Raw genomic sequence first — 20,258 nt, forward strand, 5'->3', positions numbered from 1 at the left:
GCTTTGCGGGGCTAGATGGTGATGCTAGCCCTTTTTTATTAAAAGGATGTGCTGATGATGGATGAGAAGAAGATTTGTTTTGTGACAGCCGTCAATGATGTGGAAAAATACCAAAAATGTAAAGTTGCCATCAAACAGCTAGTGGTACCAGAAGGATATCAGGTTGAAGCTAAAATTATTATGGGTAGTTCTTCCATGCGTCATGCTTATAATGAAGCCATTAGCCAAACGGATGCTAAATATAAAATTTATTTACATCAAGATGTGTTGATAATAGATTAATTTTTTTTAGCTCAAATGCTTTTGAGCTTTTTAAATGACCCTCAGTTAGGTTTATTAGGTGTGGTAGGAACTGATAAGTTAACACCTAATTTAGTCTGGTGGCAGGGGCATATGATTGGTGAAAGCTTTGATAACAGCCAAGGCCAAAATAAGATTTTTAATTTTGAGCACGATTTAAAGCACACCATGCCAGCGATGGTAGTTGACGGCTTTTTGATGTGCACGCAATATGATTTGCCTTGGAGAGAAGATGTGTTTGACGGTTGGCATTTTTATGACGCTTCCCAGTGTTTTGAATTTCAAAAGCAGGGGTATAAGGTCGGCATTATGTCAGCTAACAAGCCAGTTGCTTTTCATGATTGCGGCGTTGTTAATTTAGATGGTTATAAAAAATATCGCGACCTGTTTTATCGGGAATATTTTCAAGCTTAAAAGTTGCTTTTTGAAAAGGAAGCTTTTATAATACTAATATCAGCTTACAAAAAGTAAGCAAAGGAGAACAAGATGACATTTAATGAATTGCAAAAGAAGCGTCACTCAGTCTATGATATTAGTAAGAATGTGTTTTTAACCAAGGATGAAATCATTGCTATGATTCAAGAGGCTGTCCGTGATTCGCCGACAGCTTTTAATAATCAAACGGTGCGGGTTGTGATTACTTTTGGTGAAAGCTCTGATAAAGTTTGGGACATTACCTTAGAAGAATTAGAAAAAGTCAGTGCCAGTCCAGCGGCTTTTGCTAAGACAACGGCTAAAATCAATACTTTTAAAGCAGGATTTGGGACTATTTTGTTCTTTACTGAAACCGATACAGTCAAAAAAATGGAAGAAGCTTTTCCTTTATATGCGGCTAATTTTGGCGATTGGGCTGAACAAGGGTTAGGCGGAGCGCAGCAAGCTGTTTGGGAAACATTGACAGAACATGATTTAGGCGGTTCTCTGCAGCATTACAATCCTTTAATCGATGCTAAAATCAGTAAAGCCTTTGCCTTGCCGAAAAGTTGGAAATTAAGAGCCCAAATGCCTTTTGGTGCTATTGAAACACCGGCGGAAGCCAAAGACAAAATTGCGGTTGCAGATCAATTCAAAATATTTGAATAATAAAAAAGGTTCGCTAACAATAAAGCGGACCTTTTTTATTGCAAATTATATTTAAAATCAATTCTATTGAGTGCTATCCGGCTGACTGTCATGCAGCCCCAAACGAGCATTTGCAGGATAAACATCATGAAGACAAAAGTCAGCATTTTTAAATTCCACATGAAAATCAGTTCGCGGATGACCATGCCCGGATTTAAGAAAAGGTAGGCGGTATGCAGCCTCAAAAAGCGGCCGACATAAATGCCGATGGAAGAAAAAAGCGTTAAGCCGCAAATTAAGACAAAACGAAATGCCATTCCCGGTTTCCGGAGCCTGATTTGGATTAGCTGGGTGATATATTCCAAGCTCCAAGTGCCTAAAATCAGCGAGGATAGGGCACTTAAGCAAAGGTTGGTAAAGTTTAGCCAAATGTGCAGGTCAAACTTCATCAAGCCGGTTGTTAAATCATAAGGATGCATGCGGGCAAAATGTAGCAAATCCGTCAAAACGTAGGGCGCATTCGGATAAAATAACAGCCAAAAAATAAATAAAAGCAAAAAAACGGCTTTGGGTTGCCTTTCGTTCATATTCATGGCAAATTCCAACGGTAAATAAGCCAAAAAAGTATTCAACACTAAAAAGCTGTAAAAGGAATTTTGTCGATAAATTACTACATAAGCATACAGCATATAAAGCCAAAATAAGAGGCGTAAGAGCCACTTGCCTTTTTTTGTCACAATCTCACCTCGCTAACCTTTTATATTGTACCAAAAGTGACCTGTTTTTTTTTACTTTTATGGCAATCGTTGCAAAAATTTTATTTTTGGACGTGCTATAATGTAAAAGTAAATTTAAGTAAAGGGGGCTTGAAGATGGCGAGCTTTTTGAGTGGTATTTTTACCATCCAGCATTTGGTTAATGTACTAGATGTTTTAGTGGTCTGGTATGTAATTTATATTTTAATCATGCTCCTGAAAGGTACCAAAGCTGTCCAGTTATTTAAAGGTGTAATTGTGATTATTATCATTAAATTAGTCAGCTGGTATGTTGGATTAAGCACTTTGTCTTGGATTATGGACCAGGTCATCAATTGGGGGATTATTGCAATTATTGTAATTTTTCAGCCTGAAATCAGACGTGGATTGGAGCATTTAGGCCGCGGTTCGTTATTTGCCGGATATAGCAAAGATAAGGATCGAAAAGAAGAAAAATTAGTCGAAGCTTTGGATCAGGCGATTCAATATATGTCTAAAAGGCGGATTGGAGCTTTAATGACGATTCAAATGAATACCGGTCTTGAAGATTATATCGAAACTGGCATTAAATTGGACGCTGAAGTTACCGGAGCGCTTTTGATTAATATCTTTATTCCCAACACACCTTTGCATGATGGCGCAGTGATTATCAAAGATAACCGGATTGAAGTTGCAGCTGCTTACTTGCCTTTATCAGAGAGCAATTTAATTCCCAAAGAATTAGGCACCAGACATCGGGCCGCAGTTGGAATTAGCGAAGTGACAGATGCTTTAACCATTGTTGTCTCTGAAGAAACCGGCGGTGTGACGATTACCAAGAATAACGAATTAATTCGTGACTTAGACCAGCAAGATTATTTGAAACTCTTGCGTAATGAATTAGTGCCAAAAGAAACGACTAAGGCAAGCTTAATTGAAAAAGCAATCGGCTTGCTTTTCAAAGGGGGACGGAAGCATTGAGAGAACGGGTGCGTAATTTTTTAAAGCATAATAGCGATAAATTATTATATCAATTAGTATCACTTTTGTTTGCTTTGCTTTTATTCTTCTATGTCAATTATCAAAGATTGGGTTCGACCAGACTTTCAAATAGCCAGGAAAATGCGCCTGCGAGTTTGGCGACAGCTAAAACAGCTACCGTAACACGGACGCTGGCGCTTAATTTCGATGATGATAAATACTACGTCAGTGGCTATCCTAAAAAAGTCACGGTCAAATTAACCGGGGCTAGCGCTTTGGTAACAGCAGCCAAAAATACCCAAAACTTTGAAGTATATGCCGACTTATCCAGCTTAGGTGTGGGCAGCCACAAGGTAACATTTAAAGTATCAGGCTTAAATAAAGCTTTGAGTGCGTCAGTCGAACCTGCTTCAGCAACCATTAAAATTGAACGCAAGAAAACAGCTAAGTTCCCTGTCCAAGTCAGATTTGACGGGAATCAGCTAGCTGAAGGCTATGCTTCGGGTGATCCTGAATTAAGCAATTCGACTGTGACCGTCACAGGCGGCAAGAAGGCTGTTAATAAAATTTGGGCGATTGTAGCTGATATTAATTTGCCAAATGGTAGTACTTCGGATTATACTAGAAATGTTATTTTACAGGCACTTGATAAGAAGGGTAAGACGATTTCAGGTGTTGAAATCAGCCCTGAAACAACCAATGTTACGATTCCAATTAAGCGGGCTGTATCGACTAAGACGGTTCCGTTAACCTTTAAAGCTGCCAGCAGCGTGACGGGAAAGACATATAGTTTTTCATCAAGTACTAATTATGTCACTTTGCATGGGACTAAGCAGGCTTTGCAGGCTATCGACAGCTATCAAGTCAAGGTTCCGGTTGTAGGTATTAGCGAAACAACAACTAAGACGATTAAACTCGCTCCGACGCAAAATGGAATTACTTCTGTTTCACCGACAACCGTGACGGTTACCATCAGGGTTACGAGTCAAAGCCAAGCCGAAAGTTCTGAGCAGCTGCCAAGTTCACAGAGCAGTTCCAGTCAGGCATCAAGCAGTAGTCAAGGAGAATCGTCTAGTTCAAGTTCTTCGTCATCAAGTTCATCCAGCAGTAGTGAAGAGTAGTTTAAATTCAAAAGAAATGAGGATTTTTTGTAATGAAATATTTTGGTACAGATGGTGTTAGAGGAATTGCCAATAAATCATTGACCCCTGAATTGGCATTTAAATTGGGCCGATGTGGCGGTTATGTGTTAACACAACATGCCCAAGGTCGTCAGGCCCGTGTTTTGGTGGCTCGTGATACCCGTATTTCAGGGCAAATGTTGGAACATGCTTTGATTGCCGGTTTGTTATCCGTCGGCATTGAAGTTTTTACTTTAGGTGTTATGACTACCCCAGGGGTAGCTTACTTAGTTCGTTTGCAAGATGCTGATGCTGGGATTATGATTTCAGCTTCGCACAATCCTGTCCAAGATAACGGTATCAAGTTCTTCGGCGGAGACGGCTATAAGTTGTCTGATGAAAAAGAAGAAGAAATTGAAGCCTTATTAGAAAAGAATACCGATGATTTACCACGTCCATCTGCTGAAGGGTTAGGTACAGTAAGCAGCTACCGTGAAGGGGCTTTGAAGTATTTGCAATTCTTGGAACAAACCATTCCTGATGATTTGGAAGGCCTTAAAATTGCTGTTGACGGTGCCAATGGTTCTACTAGTGCCTTGGTATCGCGTTTATTCGCTGATTTAGACGCTGATTTTGCAACAATGGCTACGAATCCAGATGGGTTAAATATCAACAAGGGTGTTGGCTCAACCCACCCTGAAGCCTTGGCTAAGTTTGTGGTAGAACAACAAGCACAAGTAGGGGTTGCTTTTGACGGTGACGGCGACCGCTGCATTGCCGTAGATGAATTAGGCAACATTGTCGATGGCGATAAAATCATGTATATTTGTGGCAAATATATGAGTGAACGCGGCCGCCTTAAAAAAGATACTATTGTGACAACTGTTATGAGTAACATCGGTTTGTACAAGGCTATGGCTAAGGCTAATTTGACTTCCGTCAAGACGCAGGTTGGTGACCGCTATGTGGTTGAAGAAATGCGCAAAGACGGCTACAATGTTGGCGGCGAACAATCAGGACACGTGGTCTTTTTAGACTTTAATACGACTGGTGATGGGATGTTGACAGCTTTGCAATTATTAAATGTTTTGAAGCAAACAGGCAAGAAATTATCTGAATTGGCCGCTGAAGTAGTTACTTATCCTCAAGAATTAGTTAACGTAAGAGTAACTGATAAAAAGGCTGCTTTAGATAATGCAGCAATCAAAGAGGTCATTGCTAAAGTTGAAGCAAAGATGGGGGATGAAGGCCGTGTTTTGGTACGTCCTTCCGGTACAGAAGATTTGCTTAGAGTGATGGCAGAAGCCTCCACCAAAGAATTAGTTCATGATTACGTCATGGAAATTGCTGACGTTGTCCAAAAAGAAATGGGGGTTTAAAAAAGTGGTGCCGAAGTGGCACCCTTTTTTTGTAGATAAAAAAACAAAACCACTGTAAAACAAAACCACTGTAACGTCGCAAGGCTACAGTGGTTGGCATAAGAGAGAAAGAGAATTGATTAGAAGGTAAATTTATTAATACCTTACATGCATTATAATAGCGCTTTCTGTAACCGTTGTCAACAAAAATCAGAATATTTTTATCTAATGGCTAAAAATAATGCTTTTTTATGGCTAATATTGGTTATAATAAAGGTATAAATATTGAGGGAATGATTTAATGATTAATCGCAAACAGATGAAAGTCAGTTTGATTTTGGGAGTTATCATCTTATTTTTGAAAATCATTGGCGTTATGTTGTTTCAGCCAAGCACATTTAAATTTTGTTTAGCCTTGGTTAATGGGGGCTTGGGTTTGTTAGTGCCGTTGCTGATGCTGCTTTATTTTTTTATTTACAGTGCATCATGTTATTTGCTGTTTAGAGTTATTTCATATGGTTTAGCCGTCTACCGGCGCCAAAAAAAGATTAATGAGTGAGGGTAAAATGAAAAGTAACGAAACACTTAATTTAATTGAAGAAATCACCTTAAATGATGGTGAAAAATATTATGAAGTCTCCGATATTGCTCAAAATGGGCGGGCTGAATTGGCCGCAGTGCGGGGGTATATTCAAAGTGTCCGCATTTTGCAGCTTAATATTCCGCGTTCTAAAAATGTGATTGCTTACGAAAAATATATTAACGAAAATTTTGTCATGCCCAAAGAAGATTTTGACCATTTTGAACGGTGGCAGCGGACACCAGAGATGGAAAAAGTTGTCCAAAAAATTTTACGCGAAAATCATATTGCTTAAGACATTATAATGTAAGCTATTGATAGCATTATTTCGGTTAAATAACCATTAGAAAGCCGGCTGGATATATAAGCCGGCTTTTTTTAATGGTTTATTTTTTTATAGCTGATTTAATGGTAATGTTTAGACTTTTAGCAAAAATGGTCTAGCTTGCAATCGGTTGTATAAAAATGCTGATTATCTGATTTATGGGATAAATAATTTGTTTTGGGACTTATATTACCTGAAAAATGTATATATATTCCTTGTTAATCAAAGGTTAATCTTATTTTAAGACAAAACAGCGAAAATGTCGCAAAAAAAGCGACACAATCAGCGTGACTGCGCGATTGTAACCGCAATTATGAATAAAAATTGAAAATTAGAAAAGAAGTAAATTTACTTTATGTAAATATGTTATGATTTAGATATTAGTTAGTTTCTTTTTGGCATTTGAATTAACAAAGGGGATGATTTTATGTTAGCAGGCACTGAGCTTTTAAAAGCCTATCAAAGCTTTAGTGCGGGTGAAAATGGCCATGCGTTTAAGTTTTTTGGTGTTCATAAAGAAATCAGAAATGGACATGAGGGCTATCTTTTTAGATTGTGGGCTCCGCATGCGCAAAAAGTGTGGTTAGTAGGTGATTTTAACGATTGGCAGGATACTTTGCCAATGCAGCTGGATGAACACGATATTTGGACCGTTTTTAGTCCTGAGGCTAAATTAGGCCAGCTTTATAAATATAAAATTCAGCAAAGTACGGGACGCGTTGTGTATAAAATTGACCCCTATGCCCTTAGATTTGAAGATCGTCCAGGTGATGCAGCTGTTATTACAGAAGTACCGGCTTATAAATGGCATGATGGACTATGGCGCGGACGACAAAAGCGGTCAAATTATTTTGAACGTCCTATGAATATCTATGAAGTCCATGCCGGATCTTGGAAACGTCACGCTGACGGCAGCATGGAAAATTTTGATGATTTAACCAAAGAACTTATTCCATATCTCAAAAAGATGCATTATAACTATGTCGAATTTATGCCGCTGATGGAACATCCCTTAGATGCTTCATGGGGTTACCAATTAATCGGTTATTTTGCTTTTTGTTCCAGCTATGGCACCATAGAACAGTTCCAACGATTTGTTGATGCCTGCCATCAGGCAAATATTGGGGTCATCGTTGATTGGGTACCGGGACATTTTTGCATTAATGATGATGCCTTAGCATATTTCGACGGGACAGCTACTTATGAATATGCTGATCATGACCGAGCTTCGAATCCGGAATGGGGGGCTTTGAACTTTGATTTAGGTAAGCCTGAAGTGCAATCTTTCCTGCTTTCCAGCGCCTTTTACTGGATTGAAACCTTCCATTTAGACGGGTTGAGAATTGATGCTGTCTCCAACATGATTTATCTCGATTATGGTGGGAAGCCTTATCAGCCCAATAAGTATGGCGGCGTCCAAAATCTCGAAGGCTGGCATTTTTTGCGTAAATTCAATAAGACCCTTAAATTAGCTTATCCCAAGGTGATTATGCTAGCTGAAGAAAGCTCTGCAGGGACAAAAGTAACGGGAATGTTGGAAGAAAATGCTTTAGGTTTTGATTATAAGTGGAACATGGGCTGGATGAATGATGCCCTTAATTTCTTCCAAATGGATCCGCTCTTTAGAGGGGATCATTTAGATATGCTGACTTTTTCGTGGATGTATCGGATGTCAGAAAACTTCATTTTGCCTTTATCACACGATGAAGTCGTGCATGGCAAGAAAAGTTTAATGAATAAGATGTGGGGAGACCGCTACCGCCAATTCGCCCAATTGCGTACCCTTTATGCTTATCAAATGACCCATCCGGGCAAAAAATTGCTTTTTATGGGGAGCGAGTGGGGGCAATACTTGGAATGGCGGTATTATGAAGGCCTTCCTTGGGAAGATTTGGCTGATGAATTGAATCACAAAATGCAGTATTTTACGGCTCAATTAAATGCTTTATATCTAAATGAAAGGGCGCTTTGGGAAAAAGATCAGCAAGAAGATGGTTTAGAAGTCATTGATGCTAATAATTATGCTCAAACGATTTTGAGTTTTATCAGGCACGGCAAAAAGAAGCGGGATTTTTTAATTGTGGTGCTGAATCTGAGTTCAATCGAACAAAAAGATTTCGCCATTGGTGTACCTTATCCTGGCCAATACCAAGTGATTTTGAATACCGAAATGCAAGCCTTTGGTGGGACCTGGACTAAAAATATTGCACCACTGACGACTAAAACAGGTGTGTATAAAAATTATGACCAGCGTCTTGAATTAACCGTGCCTGCTTTTGGAACTTTGATTATTAAACCGACTAAGGTCAATTTAAGATACAAAAACCATCTGACCTTAGAACATAAAAAATTAAAAAAAGCTGGTAAAGTAATGCAAGCAAAGCAATAAAAACAGAAAGAGGGTGTCAGGTGAATTTCACCTGGGAAAATGAAAAATGAAATGTTAGCCATGATTTTGGCGGGAGGAAAGGGAACCCGCTTGGGAAAATTAACCCAAAATATTGCTAAACCTGCTGTTCCATTCGGAGGACGTTATCGAATTATTGATTTTACCTTGAGTAATTGTGTCAATTCGGGGATTAAAAATATTGGTGTTATTACCCAATATCAGCCGATTGTTTTAAATGACCATATCGGCAATGGTGCCAGCTGGGGGTTGGATTGGATTAATTCTGGGGTCACTATTTTGCAACCTTACTCCAACAATGAAGGCAGCAAGTGGTTTGAAGGCACAGCCCATGCTATTTATCAAAATATTGATTATATTGACCGCATCAATCCGGAATATTTGCTGGTTTTGTCTGGTGACCACATTTATAAGATGGATTATGAAGATATGCTCGAACAGCACAAGCAAAATCAGGCTGATTTGACGGTAGCAGTCATTGATGTCGATCCTAAAGAAGCCAGCCGTTTTGGGATTATGAATACCGATGAGAATAACCGGATTATCGAATTTGAAGAAAAACCGGCTCATCCTAAGAGCAATCATGCGTCCATGGGGATTTATATCTTTACATGGCCGCGGCTGCGCAATGTTTTAGTCAATAGCTTTAAAAAAGATGTGGAGATGAATGACTTTGGGAAAAATGTCATTCCTTTTTACATCCAAAGCGGCGACAATGTCTTTGCCTACAACTATGCCGGCTATTGGAAAGATGTCGGGACGATTGATTCTTTGTGGCGGGCTAATATGGAATTTTTGGACCGGGAAAGTCAGCTTGATTTGCATGATCAAAATTGGCGCATTTATTCTAAAAATCCGATTGCGCCGCCGCAATTTATCACCGCAAAAGCCCAAGTGAAAAATGCCATGATTGTTGACGGCTGCTTTGTTTCAGGACAAGTTGAACACAGTATTTTATCGGCTAATGTGCAGGTTAAAGAAGGGGCAAAGATTTTTGATTCCATCATTATGCCAGGTGCTACGATTGGCAAAGATGTAATCATTAAGCGCGCCATTATTGGTGAAAATGCCATTATCGGCGATGGTGCAGTGATTGATGGCACAGCAGAGATTGCTGTAGTTGGAAACGGTGAAGTAATGGGGGTAACTTTGGATGAAGACTAACAAAATGTGTGCCATTATGGGCAATGAGCATGAATATAATGATTTATTGCCGTTAACGGAAAACCGGCCGTTATCTGCTTTATATTTTGACTGTAAGTACCGGTTGATGGATTTTGCCTTGTCTAATGTGGTTAATGCCAATATCCGCAGAGTATATGTCATTTTGAATGAAGGCAAGGTTAAATCTTTGCTGGACCATTTAGGCGGTGGCCGGGAATGGGGCTTAGATAGTGTTGGCAGTTACCAATATTTGAGCTTCTTTGGTGATATTGTGCAAAAAAAGCTTAATGGAAAGCCTTATTATTGTGATGTTATTGATTTTTTGAAAAAATCGATGTCTGATTATACCGTTTTTATCGGCAATAAGATGTTGTGCAACATTGATTTAAAAGCAGTCTTAAGAAGCCACCAGGCCCAAAACGCAACCTTAACGACAGTCTTTAAACGGGTACCGCAAACAAAAATTGCCAAAAATGATAATGTATTAACGCTAGATAATGAAAATCGCGTTTTAAATACCGCTAAATTCGGCAATACAGCCTTGAATAATGATTTATATAACCTTAACTTGAATATCTTTATGGCTAAAACATCTTGGCTGATTGAGGCTTTAGAACGCGGTGAAGAAAATGGGGCGCCGGCAAGTATTGAAGATTTCTTATTAAGTCAATTAGGCGTCGTTGAAACTTATGCGTATGAATATACCGGCTATTTGAGCAATATTTATGACATTAAAAGTTACTACGACGCAAATATGGACATGCTTGATCCGGAAAAATTTGCATCGCTGCTATTTTCCAGTCAAAAGATTATCACCAGAACGAAAAATGAAGTTGCGACGTATTTCTCGGAGGAAGCTCAGGTTAAATCCAGCCATTTAGCCACAGGTTGTGTCATTAACGGATCCGTTCAGGATAGTTTGATTTCCCGGATGACGTTGGTTGATCAAGGAGCTAAGGTTGACCATGCTCTTGTGATGTCAAATGGGGTGATAAAAAAAGGAGCCGTTATTAGGCATGCTATCTTAGATAAGGATGTAACAGTTGATGCAGGCATCAAAGTTATTGGTACGCCAAATCACCCGTATATTGTTGCCAAAGGAACCCATGTCACAAGTGATTTGATTGGAGGTGAATTAAAGTGAAAATTTTATTTACAGCAGCGGAATGTGCGCCTTTTTTTAAAACGGGAGGCTTAGGCGATGTTGTTTTTGCTCTGCCGCAGGCTTTAGCTAAAAAGGGACATGAGGTCATTGAAGTTTTGCCTTTTTATACGACGATGCCGGTCAAATATCAGGAAAAATTAACTGATATGTTTAACTTTTATGTCTGCGTCGGCTGGCGCAACCAGTATTGCGGTGTCAAAGTCCTGAAAATGGGCGGGGTTAAGTATTATTTCCTTGATAACAAATATTATTTTGACCGGCCTAACCTTTATGGCTATTACGACGATGGCGAACGCTTCGCTTTTTTCCAGCAGGCTGTCATTGAATTAATGCAAAGAATCAGTTATATTCCTGATATCTTACACTGCAACGACTATCATACAGCTTTTATTCCTTTCCTGCTCAAGGAAAAATACGGCTGGATCAAAGCCTTTGACCACATTGCAACGGTTTTGACCATTCATAATTTGGAATTTCAAGGCCAATATGGTCGCGAAGTGTTGCCAGAGTTATTCGGGATGAGTACAAAACGCTATGATGATGGCACTATTAAAATGGGTGATGCGGTTAACTTTATGAAAGCCGGTATCTTTTATGCCGACAAGGTTAACACGGTTAGTCCTTCATATGCTGCTGAAATCCAAACGCCAGCGTATGGCTGTCACTTAGATGAAATTTTGCGGATGTGCAATTTTAAATTATCCGGTATTTTAAACGGGATTGATTATACTATCAATGATCCGCAAACAGATCCAGCTTTGGCTAAACATTATTCCAGCAAAAATCTGCAGGGAAAACGCAAAGATAAGGCTGCTTTGCAAAAGAAATTCGGCTTAAAAGTTGATCCTAAGGTGCCTTTAATCGGGATTGTCAGCCGCTTGACATATCAAAAAGGCTTCCAACTGGTTGTCAGCGAGATGGAAAATTTATTGCAGTTTAATGTGCAGGTAGTAGTGTTAGGGACAGGGTATCATAATTTTGAACATGATTTCCGCTATTTTGCCGGTAAATATCCCGATAAATGCGGTGTCATGATTGATTTTGATGTTAATTTGGCCCAGCAGATTTACGCGGGCTGCGACATGTTCTTGATGCCGTCTGCTTTTGAGCCGTGCGGTTTGTCACAAATGATTGCCATGCGGTATGGGACGTTGCCGATTGTGCATCAAGTCGGTGGTTTAAATGATTCCGTTTGGATTTATAATCCGCTAGAAGAAATCGGCACAGGGTTTGGTTTTGAAGAGTTTAATTCATTTTGGATGATGGAAGCAATTAAAAGGGCAATGGATGTTTACACACATAAACCGGATGTTTGGCACAAAATGGTTAAAATTGCGATGACATCTGATTTTAGCTGGAATATTGCCAGTGGACATTACCTTGATTTGTATCAGAGTATTTTACGTTAGTTTATCATTAAGGGAGGAAAATTAATGAAAATTACGACAGAACAGTTTATCAAGGAATTCAAGCGGCGTTTAACCGATGAATATGCTTTGGATGTTAAAGATGCGACGAAAGAAGAGCTATATCGAACTTTAGCGGCGGTGGTCAAGAGCGGTTATTTTGATATTTGGCGCAAAAGTAAAAATAGTTTTGACCAAGATCAAAAAAAGCAAGTGTATTACTTTTCAATTGAATTTTTACCTGGACAATTATTAAAGAGTAATCTGCTTAACATGGGCTGGTATACCCTGGTCAAAAAAGCCTTCCAAGAATTAGGGCTTGATCTTGATGAAATTGCCCAGGTTGAACCTGATATGGCTTTGGGGAACGGTGGTTTAGGTCGCTTGGCTAGTGCCTTTATGGATTCTAGCGCGTCTTTGGCATTGCCGGTTAATGGCAATGGTATCCGGTATAAATATGGCCTGTTTAAGCAAAAGTTTGTTGACGGCTATCAAGTTGAATTGGCTAATGCTTGGCTGGATCAAAATAATGTTTGGGAAGTGGCCCGGCCAAGTAAGGCAGTCAAGGTGCATTTTGGTGGCCAGGTTTATTTAAAAGAAGGTGCTGATGGTACTTTAGAGCCGGTCTATGAAAATGACAAGGTTATTTTAGCCGTTCCATATGATACGGGCATTGTCGGCTATAAGAATCGGCATGTTAATACTATGCGCTTATGGGATGCCCAGATTCCGGCTGAAGAAGAAATTAATTTTCCAACCATTGAATCGCGGCGCAGGGTTGAAGATTTGACGTCGGTTTTGTATCCGGATGATTCAAATGAAGCAGGGAAATTTTTCCGCTTGAATCAAGAATATTTCTTTGTGTCAGCCGGTATGCAGAGCATTATTCGCCACTATAAGCAAGTTCATCTCTCACTGCTGGATTTGTCCCAGTATGTTTCGGTTCATATCAATGATACTCATCCAGCTATGTGTGTGGCTGAATTAATGCGGATTTTGCTGGATGATGAAAAATTAAGCTGGGAAGATGCCTGGAAACAGACGGTGCAGGTGATGAGTTATACCAACCACACGATTATGGCAGAAGCTTTGGAAAAATGGCCGCTTTATATGTTGGAAAAAGTACAGCCGCGCCTGGTACAGATTATTCAAGAAATTGATCGCCGCTATGCTTTAGAGTTAGAGGCTAAAGGCCAAAGCCAGCTGCTGGCGTCAACACGACCGGTTAAAGACAATATGATTTACATGGCTAATTTAGCTATTATCGGCTCACATAGTGTCAATGGTGTGGCCAAACTGCACACTGAATTGTTGAAACAAGATGTCTTAAAGGACTTTTATACGCTTTACCCTGAACGTTTCAATAATAAGACTAACGGGATTACGGTGCGCCGCTGGCTGGAAATTGCTAACCCGTCTTTGACTAAGACCATTGACAGGGTGATTGGCACCAAATGGCATTATGATGCTAAGGAATTGCATAAATTGGCCAGCCATGTTTCAGATAAACGCTTAGTGGATGCAATTGGTCAAGTGAAGTATCAAAATAAAGTCCGTTTTGCCAAATATGTTAAAGCGACGATGGGCTTGGAAATTTCACCTAAAGCGATTTTTGATGTTCAAGTTAAAAGGTTGCATGCTTACAAGCGGCAATTGCTTAATTTATTGCGGATTATCCAGCTTTACCTCAATTTAAAGCAGAATCCGGCTTTAGATATTTATCCAAGAGTCTTTATTTTTGGCGCTAAAGCAGCACCGAGCTACCATTATGCTAAGTCGATTATCAAGTGTATTAATGAAGTCGCTGATTTGATTAATCATGATGACAGCTTGAATGATAAGCTGAAAGTTGTTTTTGTTGAAGATTACAGAGTATCTTTAGCTGAAAAAATTATCCCTGCTGCTGATGTGAGTGAACAGATTTCAACGGCCACCAAAGAAGCTTCTGGGACTTCAAATATGAAATTGATGCTTAATGGTGCTTTAACAGTGGCTACACTGGATGGTGCTAATATTGAAATCAAGGACCGTGTCGGGGAAGACAATATCTTTATTTTTGGACTGCAAAAAGAAGAAGTTTTGGACTATGAGCAAAATCATGGCTATCATTCGGCCGATTACTACCAAAATGATCCGGCAATTCACCGCGTTTTGGATGCTTTAGTTGATGGAAGTATTCCCCATATTCAAGCTGAAGGACGAGAAATTTTTGATTCTTTAGTGCGTGCTAATGACGAATACTTTGTTTTGCGTGATTTTGAAGATTATCTCAGAGCTCAAAATGAAGTTGATCAATTGTACCGCAATCAAACGCAATGGAATAAGAAGTGTTTAATCAATATTGCGAATGCCGGTTATTTTTCATCCGATGACACCATCAGAAATTATGCTGAGGACATTTGGCAGGTAACGCCAACTGTGTCTGAAAATGGAAAGGTCAGTGCTGAAGATGCCCGCTATCCATTATGATGCTTGGAAGCCTGAGTATAAGAAACCCTTTGGCGCGGTGAAAGTTAATAGTGAAGTGACTTTTACGATTGACGCGGTTAATTTATGGCTTAAAGACCCGAAATTAGTTGTTTTTCAAGATTATTTTTTGAAGGAATATCCGTTGTTAGATAATCACGATGGCAGCTATAGTGCAGCTTTTATTCCGTCTAAGGCCGGCGTTTATTTTTATTATTTTAAAACGACGGTGGTCGAAAATAATAGCGAAAATTTTTATTGCTGCTGCAAACAACACGGCGGCATAAGCCAGCTGGTCACAAATGAAGACCAGGCTAAAACGGGTGCTTATCAGCTGACGGTTTATGAACAAGAAGTAAGCAAACCGGCTTGGTATCAAGCAGGGATTTGTTACCAAATCTTTCCCGACCGTTTTTTTAACGGTAATCAGGATGGACATTTGAATCAAAGAAAGCCCAATAGTTTTATCTACGGGACCACACAAGATTTACCGATGTATGTTAAAAACGCTGATGGCTCGATTGCCCGGTGGGATTTTTACGGGGGCAATCTGCAGGGGATTATCCAAAAAATCCCCTATTTAAAGGATTTAGGCGTAACGATTATCTACTTGAATCCGATTTTTGAAGCCAGCAGCAACCACCGCTACGATACTAATGATTACTTTAAGATTGATCCGATGCTGGGCAATCAAAAAGATTTTGAAGATCTAGTGGCAAAATTGCATCAAAATGGCATGAAGATTATTTTAGACGGTGTTTTCAGCCATGTAGGTAAAGACAGCCGCTATTTTAATGCGAGTCAACTATATGGGGATAAGCAAGGAGCTTATAATGATCCTCACAGTCCTTATTATCCGTGGTTTACTTTTAAAAAATATCCGACTGAATATGATGCCTGGTGGGGTGTTTCAGACCTGCCAACGGTCAATAAAAATGATCCAACCTTTCAAGACTTTATTTATAAGAATGCTGATAGTGTGATTGCTTATTGGACGCGTTTAGGGGTTGACGGTTGGCGGCTGGATGTCGCTGATGAATTGCCGGATGAGTTTATTGAAGGTATCAGGCAAAAGTTAAAGCAATTCCCTGAAAAAATCTTAATTGGTGAAGTGTGGGAAGATGCATCCAATAAGATTGACTATCACAAGCGCCGGCGCTATACTTCAGGGTTCAATCTTGACGGGGTGATGAACTATCCGCTCCGGAATGCTTTAATATCCTTATTTGAACAAAGCCAAACACCGCTTGAGACGGCCGAAGCTTTGATGACTTTAAGGGAAAATTATCCGCTGAATTTTTATTTCAATGCGCTCAATAATGTAGGCACACACGATACCGTCCGGATTTGGACGGCGCTAAAGGGCGATTTTTTGAAAATTAGCCAGGTATTTGCTTGTTTATTTATGCTGCCGGGGGTACCAACCATTTATTATGGTGATGAAGCTGGTTTAGATGGTCGTGAAGATCCGGACAATCGCCGCTTTTATCCATGGGGCCACGAAAATAAGGCGCTTTTTGGGACTATAAAGCAGCTGATTCAATACAGAAAAACGCATAAAAGCTTGCAAAGCGGTGATTTGCTGCTTATGGCAGACGACCATTTCTTAGTTATTGGCCGTTTTTTAGCGCATGAAGCCGTGGTTTATGTGCTCAATGCCAGCGGCATAAGGAGCATTTATTTGCCAGAACAGCTGCAAAAGATACATGATATCCCCAATTTAGCACCTAAATTAGCGCAAAAATTAGCGGGAAAGTCATTTGATCCTTGGCAAAGTCAGCTCATTGAACTTGTTATTTAAGATCAATTAAGGTAAAAACGGGTAAAATTAGCAAAAAGTATAGGTTAGAAAATAATTTTGTGTTAAAATAAAGACGTACTCAGGAGAGTAATTTACTGTAAAATTTTTAGGAGGCTGTTTTATGTCATTCGTAAACGGTAACGCAATTTTTGGTGAAGCCCGCAAAGGCCACTATGCTGTTGGTGCTTTCAACACAAACAACTTGGAATGGACACGTGCCATTCTTAAAGGCGCTCAAGAAAAGAACGTCCCAGTTTTGATTCAAGTTTCTATGGGTGCTGCTAAGTACATGGGCGGCTACAAGCTTGTTAAAGACTTAGTTGCTAACGAAATGGAAGCAATGAACATCACTGTTCCAGTTGTTATGCACCTTGACCATGGTAACTTTGAAGCTGCCAAAGAATGTATCGAAGCAGGTTATTCATCTGTTATGTTCGACGGCCATGACCTTCCACTTGAAGAAAACTTGGCTAAGACAGCAGAAATCGTTAAGTTAGCACATGCTCATGGCATTTCTGTTGAAGCTGAAGTTGGTTCAATCGGTGGTACTGAAGACGGTATCACAGGTGCCGGCGAACTTGCATCCGTTGAAGATGCTAAGAAGATGGCTGCTTTGGGCGTTGACTACTTAGCATGTGGTATTGGCAATATCCACGGCCCATACCCAGCAAACTGGACAGGTTTGAACTTCGACCGTCTTAAGGAAATTGCTGAAGCACTTCCAGAAATGCCACTTGTTTTGCACGGTGGTTCTGGTATTCCTCAAGACCAAGTTGAAAAAGCAATCAAGCTTGGTGTTTCCAAGTTGAACATCAACACAGAATGCCAACTTGCATTTGCTAAGGCAACTCGTGAATACATCGAAGCTGGTAAGGACCAAGAAGGTAAAGGTTACGACCCACGTAAGCTCCTTGCACCTGGTACACAAGCTATTACAGACACAGTTGAAGAAATCATCGGCTGGATGGGTACACCATCTATCGACTAATTTCTGATTAGTGTCTTTAGAGGTTGAATTTATTCAACCTCTTTTTTTGTATAAAAAAACCTTTTGTACAAAAAAACCGCCTGCTTAAGCTTGGGCGGTAATTGTTTGACTAATGATTTTTTGCCCGACAAATTTATAAATAACAGCACGAACAGCCAATTTTTCAGCTGCATTGATATAGGCGGTGTTGTCTTGGGGTTGAGTCAGTTGAATGGTATCGCAGTTATGATAGAGCATCTGCAGCGACTCGTTAAACAAGTTGGCAAAGTTATTATAGGCATCTTTGACGGTAGGAGAGTGTTTAATGACTGTTTTAATGCAGCTTTTAATGGTATCTAAAGGATAGATGGTTTTTAAAAGACTGACAACAATCAGTTCAGCGATATGTTCGGAACGGTATTTTTTCTTGATAGGGCGTGAAATCAAGCCTTTTTTGACGTAGCTGTTAATCATGGAAGCTGTTAACCGGTTATCGCTGAAGTTAGCGAGGTAGGCATTGCCTAATCCAACCAATTGCTCCATGTACAAATCGAATTCCGGAAATTCATTCCACAAGGGCAAATGGTGGTCATCAAGATTGGAAAGCCAAAGTTTTAAATCAAAATTTTCTTCCATTATTAAAAAACCTTTCAAATAGTATAGAATATATAACCGTATTATAGCATACTCTAGTTTAAAAAAATAATCCAAGATGATACCTGAAATTCTAATCTAGATTGTATTGAACCTAAGTTTATAATAGCGTAAAATAAAGATAGCATAATTAGGGAGCTGGGAAGATGAATAAAAAAGAACAGATTATTAACGAAGTGTGGAGTGCTATTACGCATGGCTTGGGGTTGGGACTTGGTATTTGGGCTTTTGTGCTGCTCATTTTAAAAGGGGTGCGGGCGCATGATACAGCTACCTTCATGGCCCTTTTAGTGTATGGGTTAGCGATGCTGAGCTTGTATCTTTTTTCAACCTTGTTTCACTGTTTTTATTTTACCCCAGCTAAGCGGGTCTTTCAGATTTTTGATCATACCAGCATCTATTTAATGATTGCCGGGACTTATACCCCCTATTGTGTCTTAGCGATTAAGGGTTGGTTTGGTTATGGACTGCTGGTTGTAGTATGGCTGCTGGCTTTATTTGGGATTGGTTATCATATTTTAGCTGCTAACCGTAAGCAGGCTGTTGAGACAGTGACTTATGTTTTTATGGGGTGGATGTGTGTTTTAGGGCTCAAAGAAATGTATCAGACTCTAGGCTTAGTCGGGGTGCTGTTTTTATTTTTGGGTGGGGTGGTTTATACTTTGGGAGCGCTGATTTATAGTATTAAAGGTGTGAAATATGCGCATGTTTGGTGGCATATTTTAGTTATTTTAGGTTCAGGTTTGATGTTTTTATCCGTTTACTGGTATTTATAAACGAAGATTTATTTGACAGATGATAGTATTTATAAAATAAATTTGAAATGAATGATATTTTTGGGAATTGTTGGTATATAAGCGTTGTAAACGTTTGCTATTCTTTTATTTTAATGCTATGCTATAGGTAGACAAAGAGATAAGGGGAGTGCCTTTTGAAAGGAGTGGTTTTTATGCCAACAGTTCAATTAACACCAGATCAAAGCGTTGCCTTGGATAATTTCACCAATGAATTTGAGGTTATCAATGCATTGGCCGACCGCAACCGTCAAAGAATTATCGTGCTCTTATGCCAGAATCTCAAAGATGGTCTTACGGTAACCGAAATTACTGAGCGTATGTCAATTACCCAGCCTGCCGTATCGCACCATTTAAAGATTTTACGTGAAGCAGGACTTGTTAACTTTAAGAAGAATGGCTTGCAAAGCGTATACTATGTTTCACTTGATGAACCACTCTTAGAACTCGAAACGGTAATTCACGCTTTAAGAACTAGTATTAGTGAATGATTAGCATTAAAATAAAAGAAGGCTTCAGGTCTTCTTTTATTTTTTAAGGAGGTGATTAACCGTTAAAGAAAATATAGAATAAAATAGAATTATACATTATAATATAACCACAGAAAGAAAAAATGTAGGTGGTTATTATTATGACGATGATGAAACCAAAAGAAATGGCTGAACGATTAGGCGTTACGGTTAGAACCTTACAGATATGGGATAAAAAGGGAATTCTAAAAGCTTATCGAACACCCACTAATCGAAGATACTATACAGAAGAACAGTACCTGGAATATACTGGCCAATCATTGCAAAATAAACGTCTGAACGTAGCTTACGCTAGGGTATCAAATACTAGTCAAAAAGATGATTTAAAAAATCAAATTAACTTTATTAGACAATACGTTAATGCTAAGGGCGTTATTTTAGATGATGTAATCAGTGATATTGGCAGTGGACTTAACTATAACCGAAAAAATTGGAACGAACTG

Annotated in this window: 18 protein-coding genes and 1 pseudogene; 17 read left to right on the forward strand and 2 right to left on the reverse strand. The window is 39.4% G+C overall.

The features are described from left to right. The first annotated feature begins 57 nt into the window (after nucleotides 1-57). Nucleotides 58-714 (forward strand): annotated as a pseudogene (locus tag BMX26_RS09800) (glycosyltransferase family protein). Nucleotides 715-786: 72 nt separating this feature from the next. Next, the gene (locus BMX26_RS08390) at nucleotides 787-1,383 is read left to right on the forward strand and encodes a nitroreductase family protein (protein ID WP_075530980.1); all 597 of its coding nucleotides are present in this window, start codon (nucleotides 787-789) and stop codon (nucleotides 1,381-1,383) included. Between the two features lie 35 nt (nucleotides 1,384-1,418). On the opposite strand, the gene BMX26_RS08395 is transcribed toward BMX26_RS08390, so the two are convergent. Next, nucleotides 1,419-2,099 (reverse strand): DUF1361 domain-containing protein, encoded by a 681-nt coding sequence (locus BMX26_RS08395; protein ID WP_075530981.1) that lies wholly within the window; start codon nucleotides 2,097-2,099, stop codon nucleotides 1,419-1,421. Nucleotides 2,100-2,234: 135 nt separating this feature from the next. On the opposite strand from BMX26_RS08395, the gene cdaA reads away from it, so the two are divergent. The 12 genes from cdaA (at nucleotide 2,235) to BMX26_RS08455 (ending at nucleotide 17,858) form a co-directional block, all read left to right on the forward strand. After that, nucleotides 2,235-3,077 carry a diadenylate cyclase CdaA gene (gene cdaA / locus BMX26_RS08400; RefSeq protein ID WP_075530982.1) on the forward strand — a complete coding sequence of 281 codons (843 nt, stop codon included), beginning with the start codon at nucleotides 2,235-2,237 and terminating at the stop codon, nucleotides 3,075-3,077. Then, nucleotides 3,074-4,198, forward strand: coding sequence for a YbbR-like domain-containing protein (locus BMX26_RS08405; RefSeq protein WP_225355240.1), 1,125 nt, complete (start codon nucleotides 3,074-3,076; stop codon nucleotides 4,196-4,198). Before cdaA ends, BMX26_RS08405 begins: the two co-directional genes overlap by 4 nt. Nucleotides 4,199-4,230: 32 nt before the next feature. Continuing rightward, entirely contained in the window at nucleotides 4,231-5,577 is a 1,347-nt protein-coding gene (gene glmM, locus BMX26_RS08410) for a phosphoglucosamine mutase (RefSeq protein WP_075530983.1), read from the forward strand. 280 nt (nucleotides 5,578-5,857) lie between these two features. Next, nucleotides 5,858-6,115, forward strand: coding sequence for a hypothetical protein (locus BMX26_RS08415; RefSeq protein WP_075530984.1), 258 nt, complete (start codon nucleotides 5,858-5,860; stop codon nucleotides 6,113-6,115). A gap of 7 nt (nucleotides 6,116-6,122) precedes the next feature. Continuing rightward, nucleotides 6,123-6,431, forward strand: coding sequence for a hypothetical protein (locus BMX26_RS08420; RefSeq protein ID WP_075530985.1), 309 nt, complete (start codon nucleotides 6,123-6,125; stop codon nucleotides 6,429-6,431). A gap of 457 nt (nucleotides 6,432-6,888) precedes the next feature. Next, nucleotides 6,889-8,850 (forward strand): 1,4-alpha-glucan branching protein GlgB, encoded by a 1,962-nt coding sequence (gene glgB / locus BMX26_RS08425; protein WP_075530986.1) that lies wholly within the window; start codon nucleotides 6,889-6,891, stop codon nucleotides 8,848-8,850. 39 nt (nucleotides 8,851-8,889) lie between these two features. Next, complete coding sequence (locus tag BMX26_RS08430) at nucleotides 8,890-10,032, forward strand: glucose-1-phosphate adenylyltransferase (protein WP_075530987.1); 1,143 nt, start codon at nucleotides 8,890-8,892, stop codon at nucleotides 10,030-10,032. Then, nucleotides 10,022-11,176 carry a glucose-1-phosphate adenylyltransferase subunit GlgD gene (gene glgD / locus BMX26_RS08435; protein ID WP_075530988.1) on the forward strand — a complete coding sequence of 385 codons (1,155 nt, stop codon included), beginning with the start codon at nucleotides 10,022-10,024 and terminating at the stop codon, nucleotides 11,174-11,176. The genes BMX26_RS08430 and glgD overlap by 11 nt, the downstream gene beginning before the upstream one ends. Further along, the gene (gene glgA / locus BMX26_RS08440) at nucleotides 11,173-12,606 is read left to right on the forward strand and encodes a glycogen synthase GlgA (RefSeq protein ID WP_075530989.1); all 1,434 of its coding nucleotides are present in this window, start codon (nucleotides 11,173-11,175) and stop codon (nucleotides 12,604-12,606) included. Before glgD ends, glgA begins: the two co-directional genes overlap by 4 nt. A 24-nt stretch (nucleotides 12,607-12,630) precedes the next feature. Next, entirely contained in the window at nucleotides 12,631-15,072 is a 2,442-nt protein-coding gene (locus BMX26_RS08445; RefSeq protein WP_075530990.1) for a glycogen/starch/alpha-glucan phosphorylase, read from the forward strand. Next, the gene (locus BMX26_RS08450) at nucleotides 15,032-16,870 is read left to right on the forward strand and encodes an alpha-amylase family glycosyl hydrolase (protein WP_225355241.1); all 1,839 of its coding nucleotides are present in this window, start codon (nucleotides 15,032-15,034) and stop codon (nucleotides 16,868-16,870) included. Before BMX26_RS08445 ends, BMX26_RS08450 begins: the two co-directional genes overlap by 41 nt. A gap of 121 nt (nucleotides 16,871-16,991) precedes the next feature. Continuing rightward, nucleotides 16,992-17,858, forward strand: a complete 867-nt coding sequence (locus tag BMX26_RS08455) for a class II fructose-bisphosphate aldolase (protein WP_075530992.1) — start codon at nucleotides 16,992-16,994, stop codon at nucleotides 17,856-17,858. 84 nt (nucleotides 17,859-17,942) lie between these two features. Here the strand turns inward: BMX26_RS08455 and BMX26_RS08460 are convergent, their stop codons facing one another. Continuing rightward, nucleotides 17,943-18,473 carry a DUF1836 domain-containing protein gene (locus BMX26_RS08460; protein ID WP_075530993.1) on the reverse strand — a complete coding sequence of 177 codons (531 nt, stop codon included), beginning with the start codon at nucleotides 18,471-18,473 and terminating at the stop codon, nucleotides 17,943-17,945. A gap of 164 nt (nucleotides 18,474-18,637) precedes the next feature. Here BMX26_RS08460 and trhA point away from each other — a divergent pair, with 164 nt between their 5' ends. The 3 genes from trhA to BMX26_RS08475 form a co-directional block, all read left to right on the forward strand. Next, nucleotides 18,638-19,267 carry a PAQR family membrane homeostasis protein TrhA gene (trhA, locus tag BMX26_RS08465; RefSeq protein WP_075530994.1) on the forward strand — a complete coding sequence of 210 codons (630 nt, stop codon included), beginning with the start codon at nucleotides 18,638-18,640 and terminating at the stop codon, nucleotides 19,265-19,267. A 173-nt stretch (nucleotides 19,268-19,440) separates the two neighbouring features. Further along, the gene (locus tag BMX26_RS08470) at nucleotides 19,441-19,776 is read left to right on the forward strand and encodes an ArsR/SmtB family transcription factor (protein WP_075530995.1); all 336 of its coding nucleotides are present in this window, start codon (nucleotides 19,441-19,443) and stop codon (nucleotides 19,774-19,776) included. A gap of 140 nt (nucleotides 19,777-19,916) precedes the next feature. Further along, nucleotides 19,917-20,258: MerR family DNA-binding transcriptional regulator (locus tag BMX26_RS08475; RefSeq protein WP_143454894.1), on the forward strand; the 342-nt coding region annotated here is incomplete at its 3' end.

Source organism: Ligilactobacillus sp. WC1T17, from assembly GCA_900110005.1.
Lineage (GTDB): Bacteria > Bacillota > Bacilli > Lactobacillales > Lactobacillaceae > Ligilactobacillus > Ligilactobacillus ruminis_A.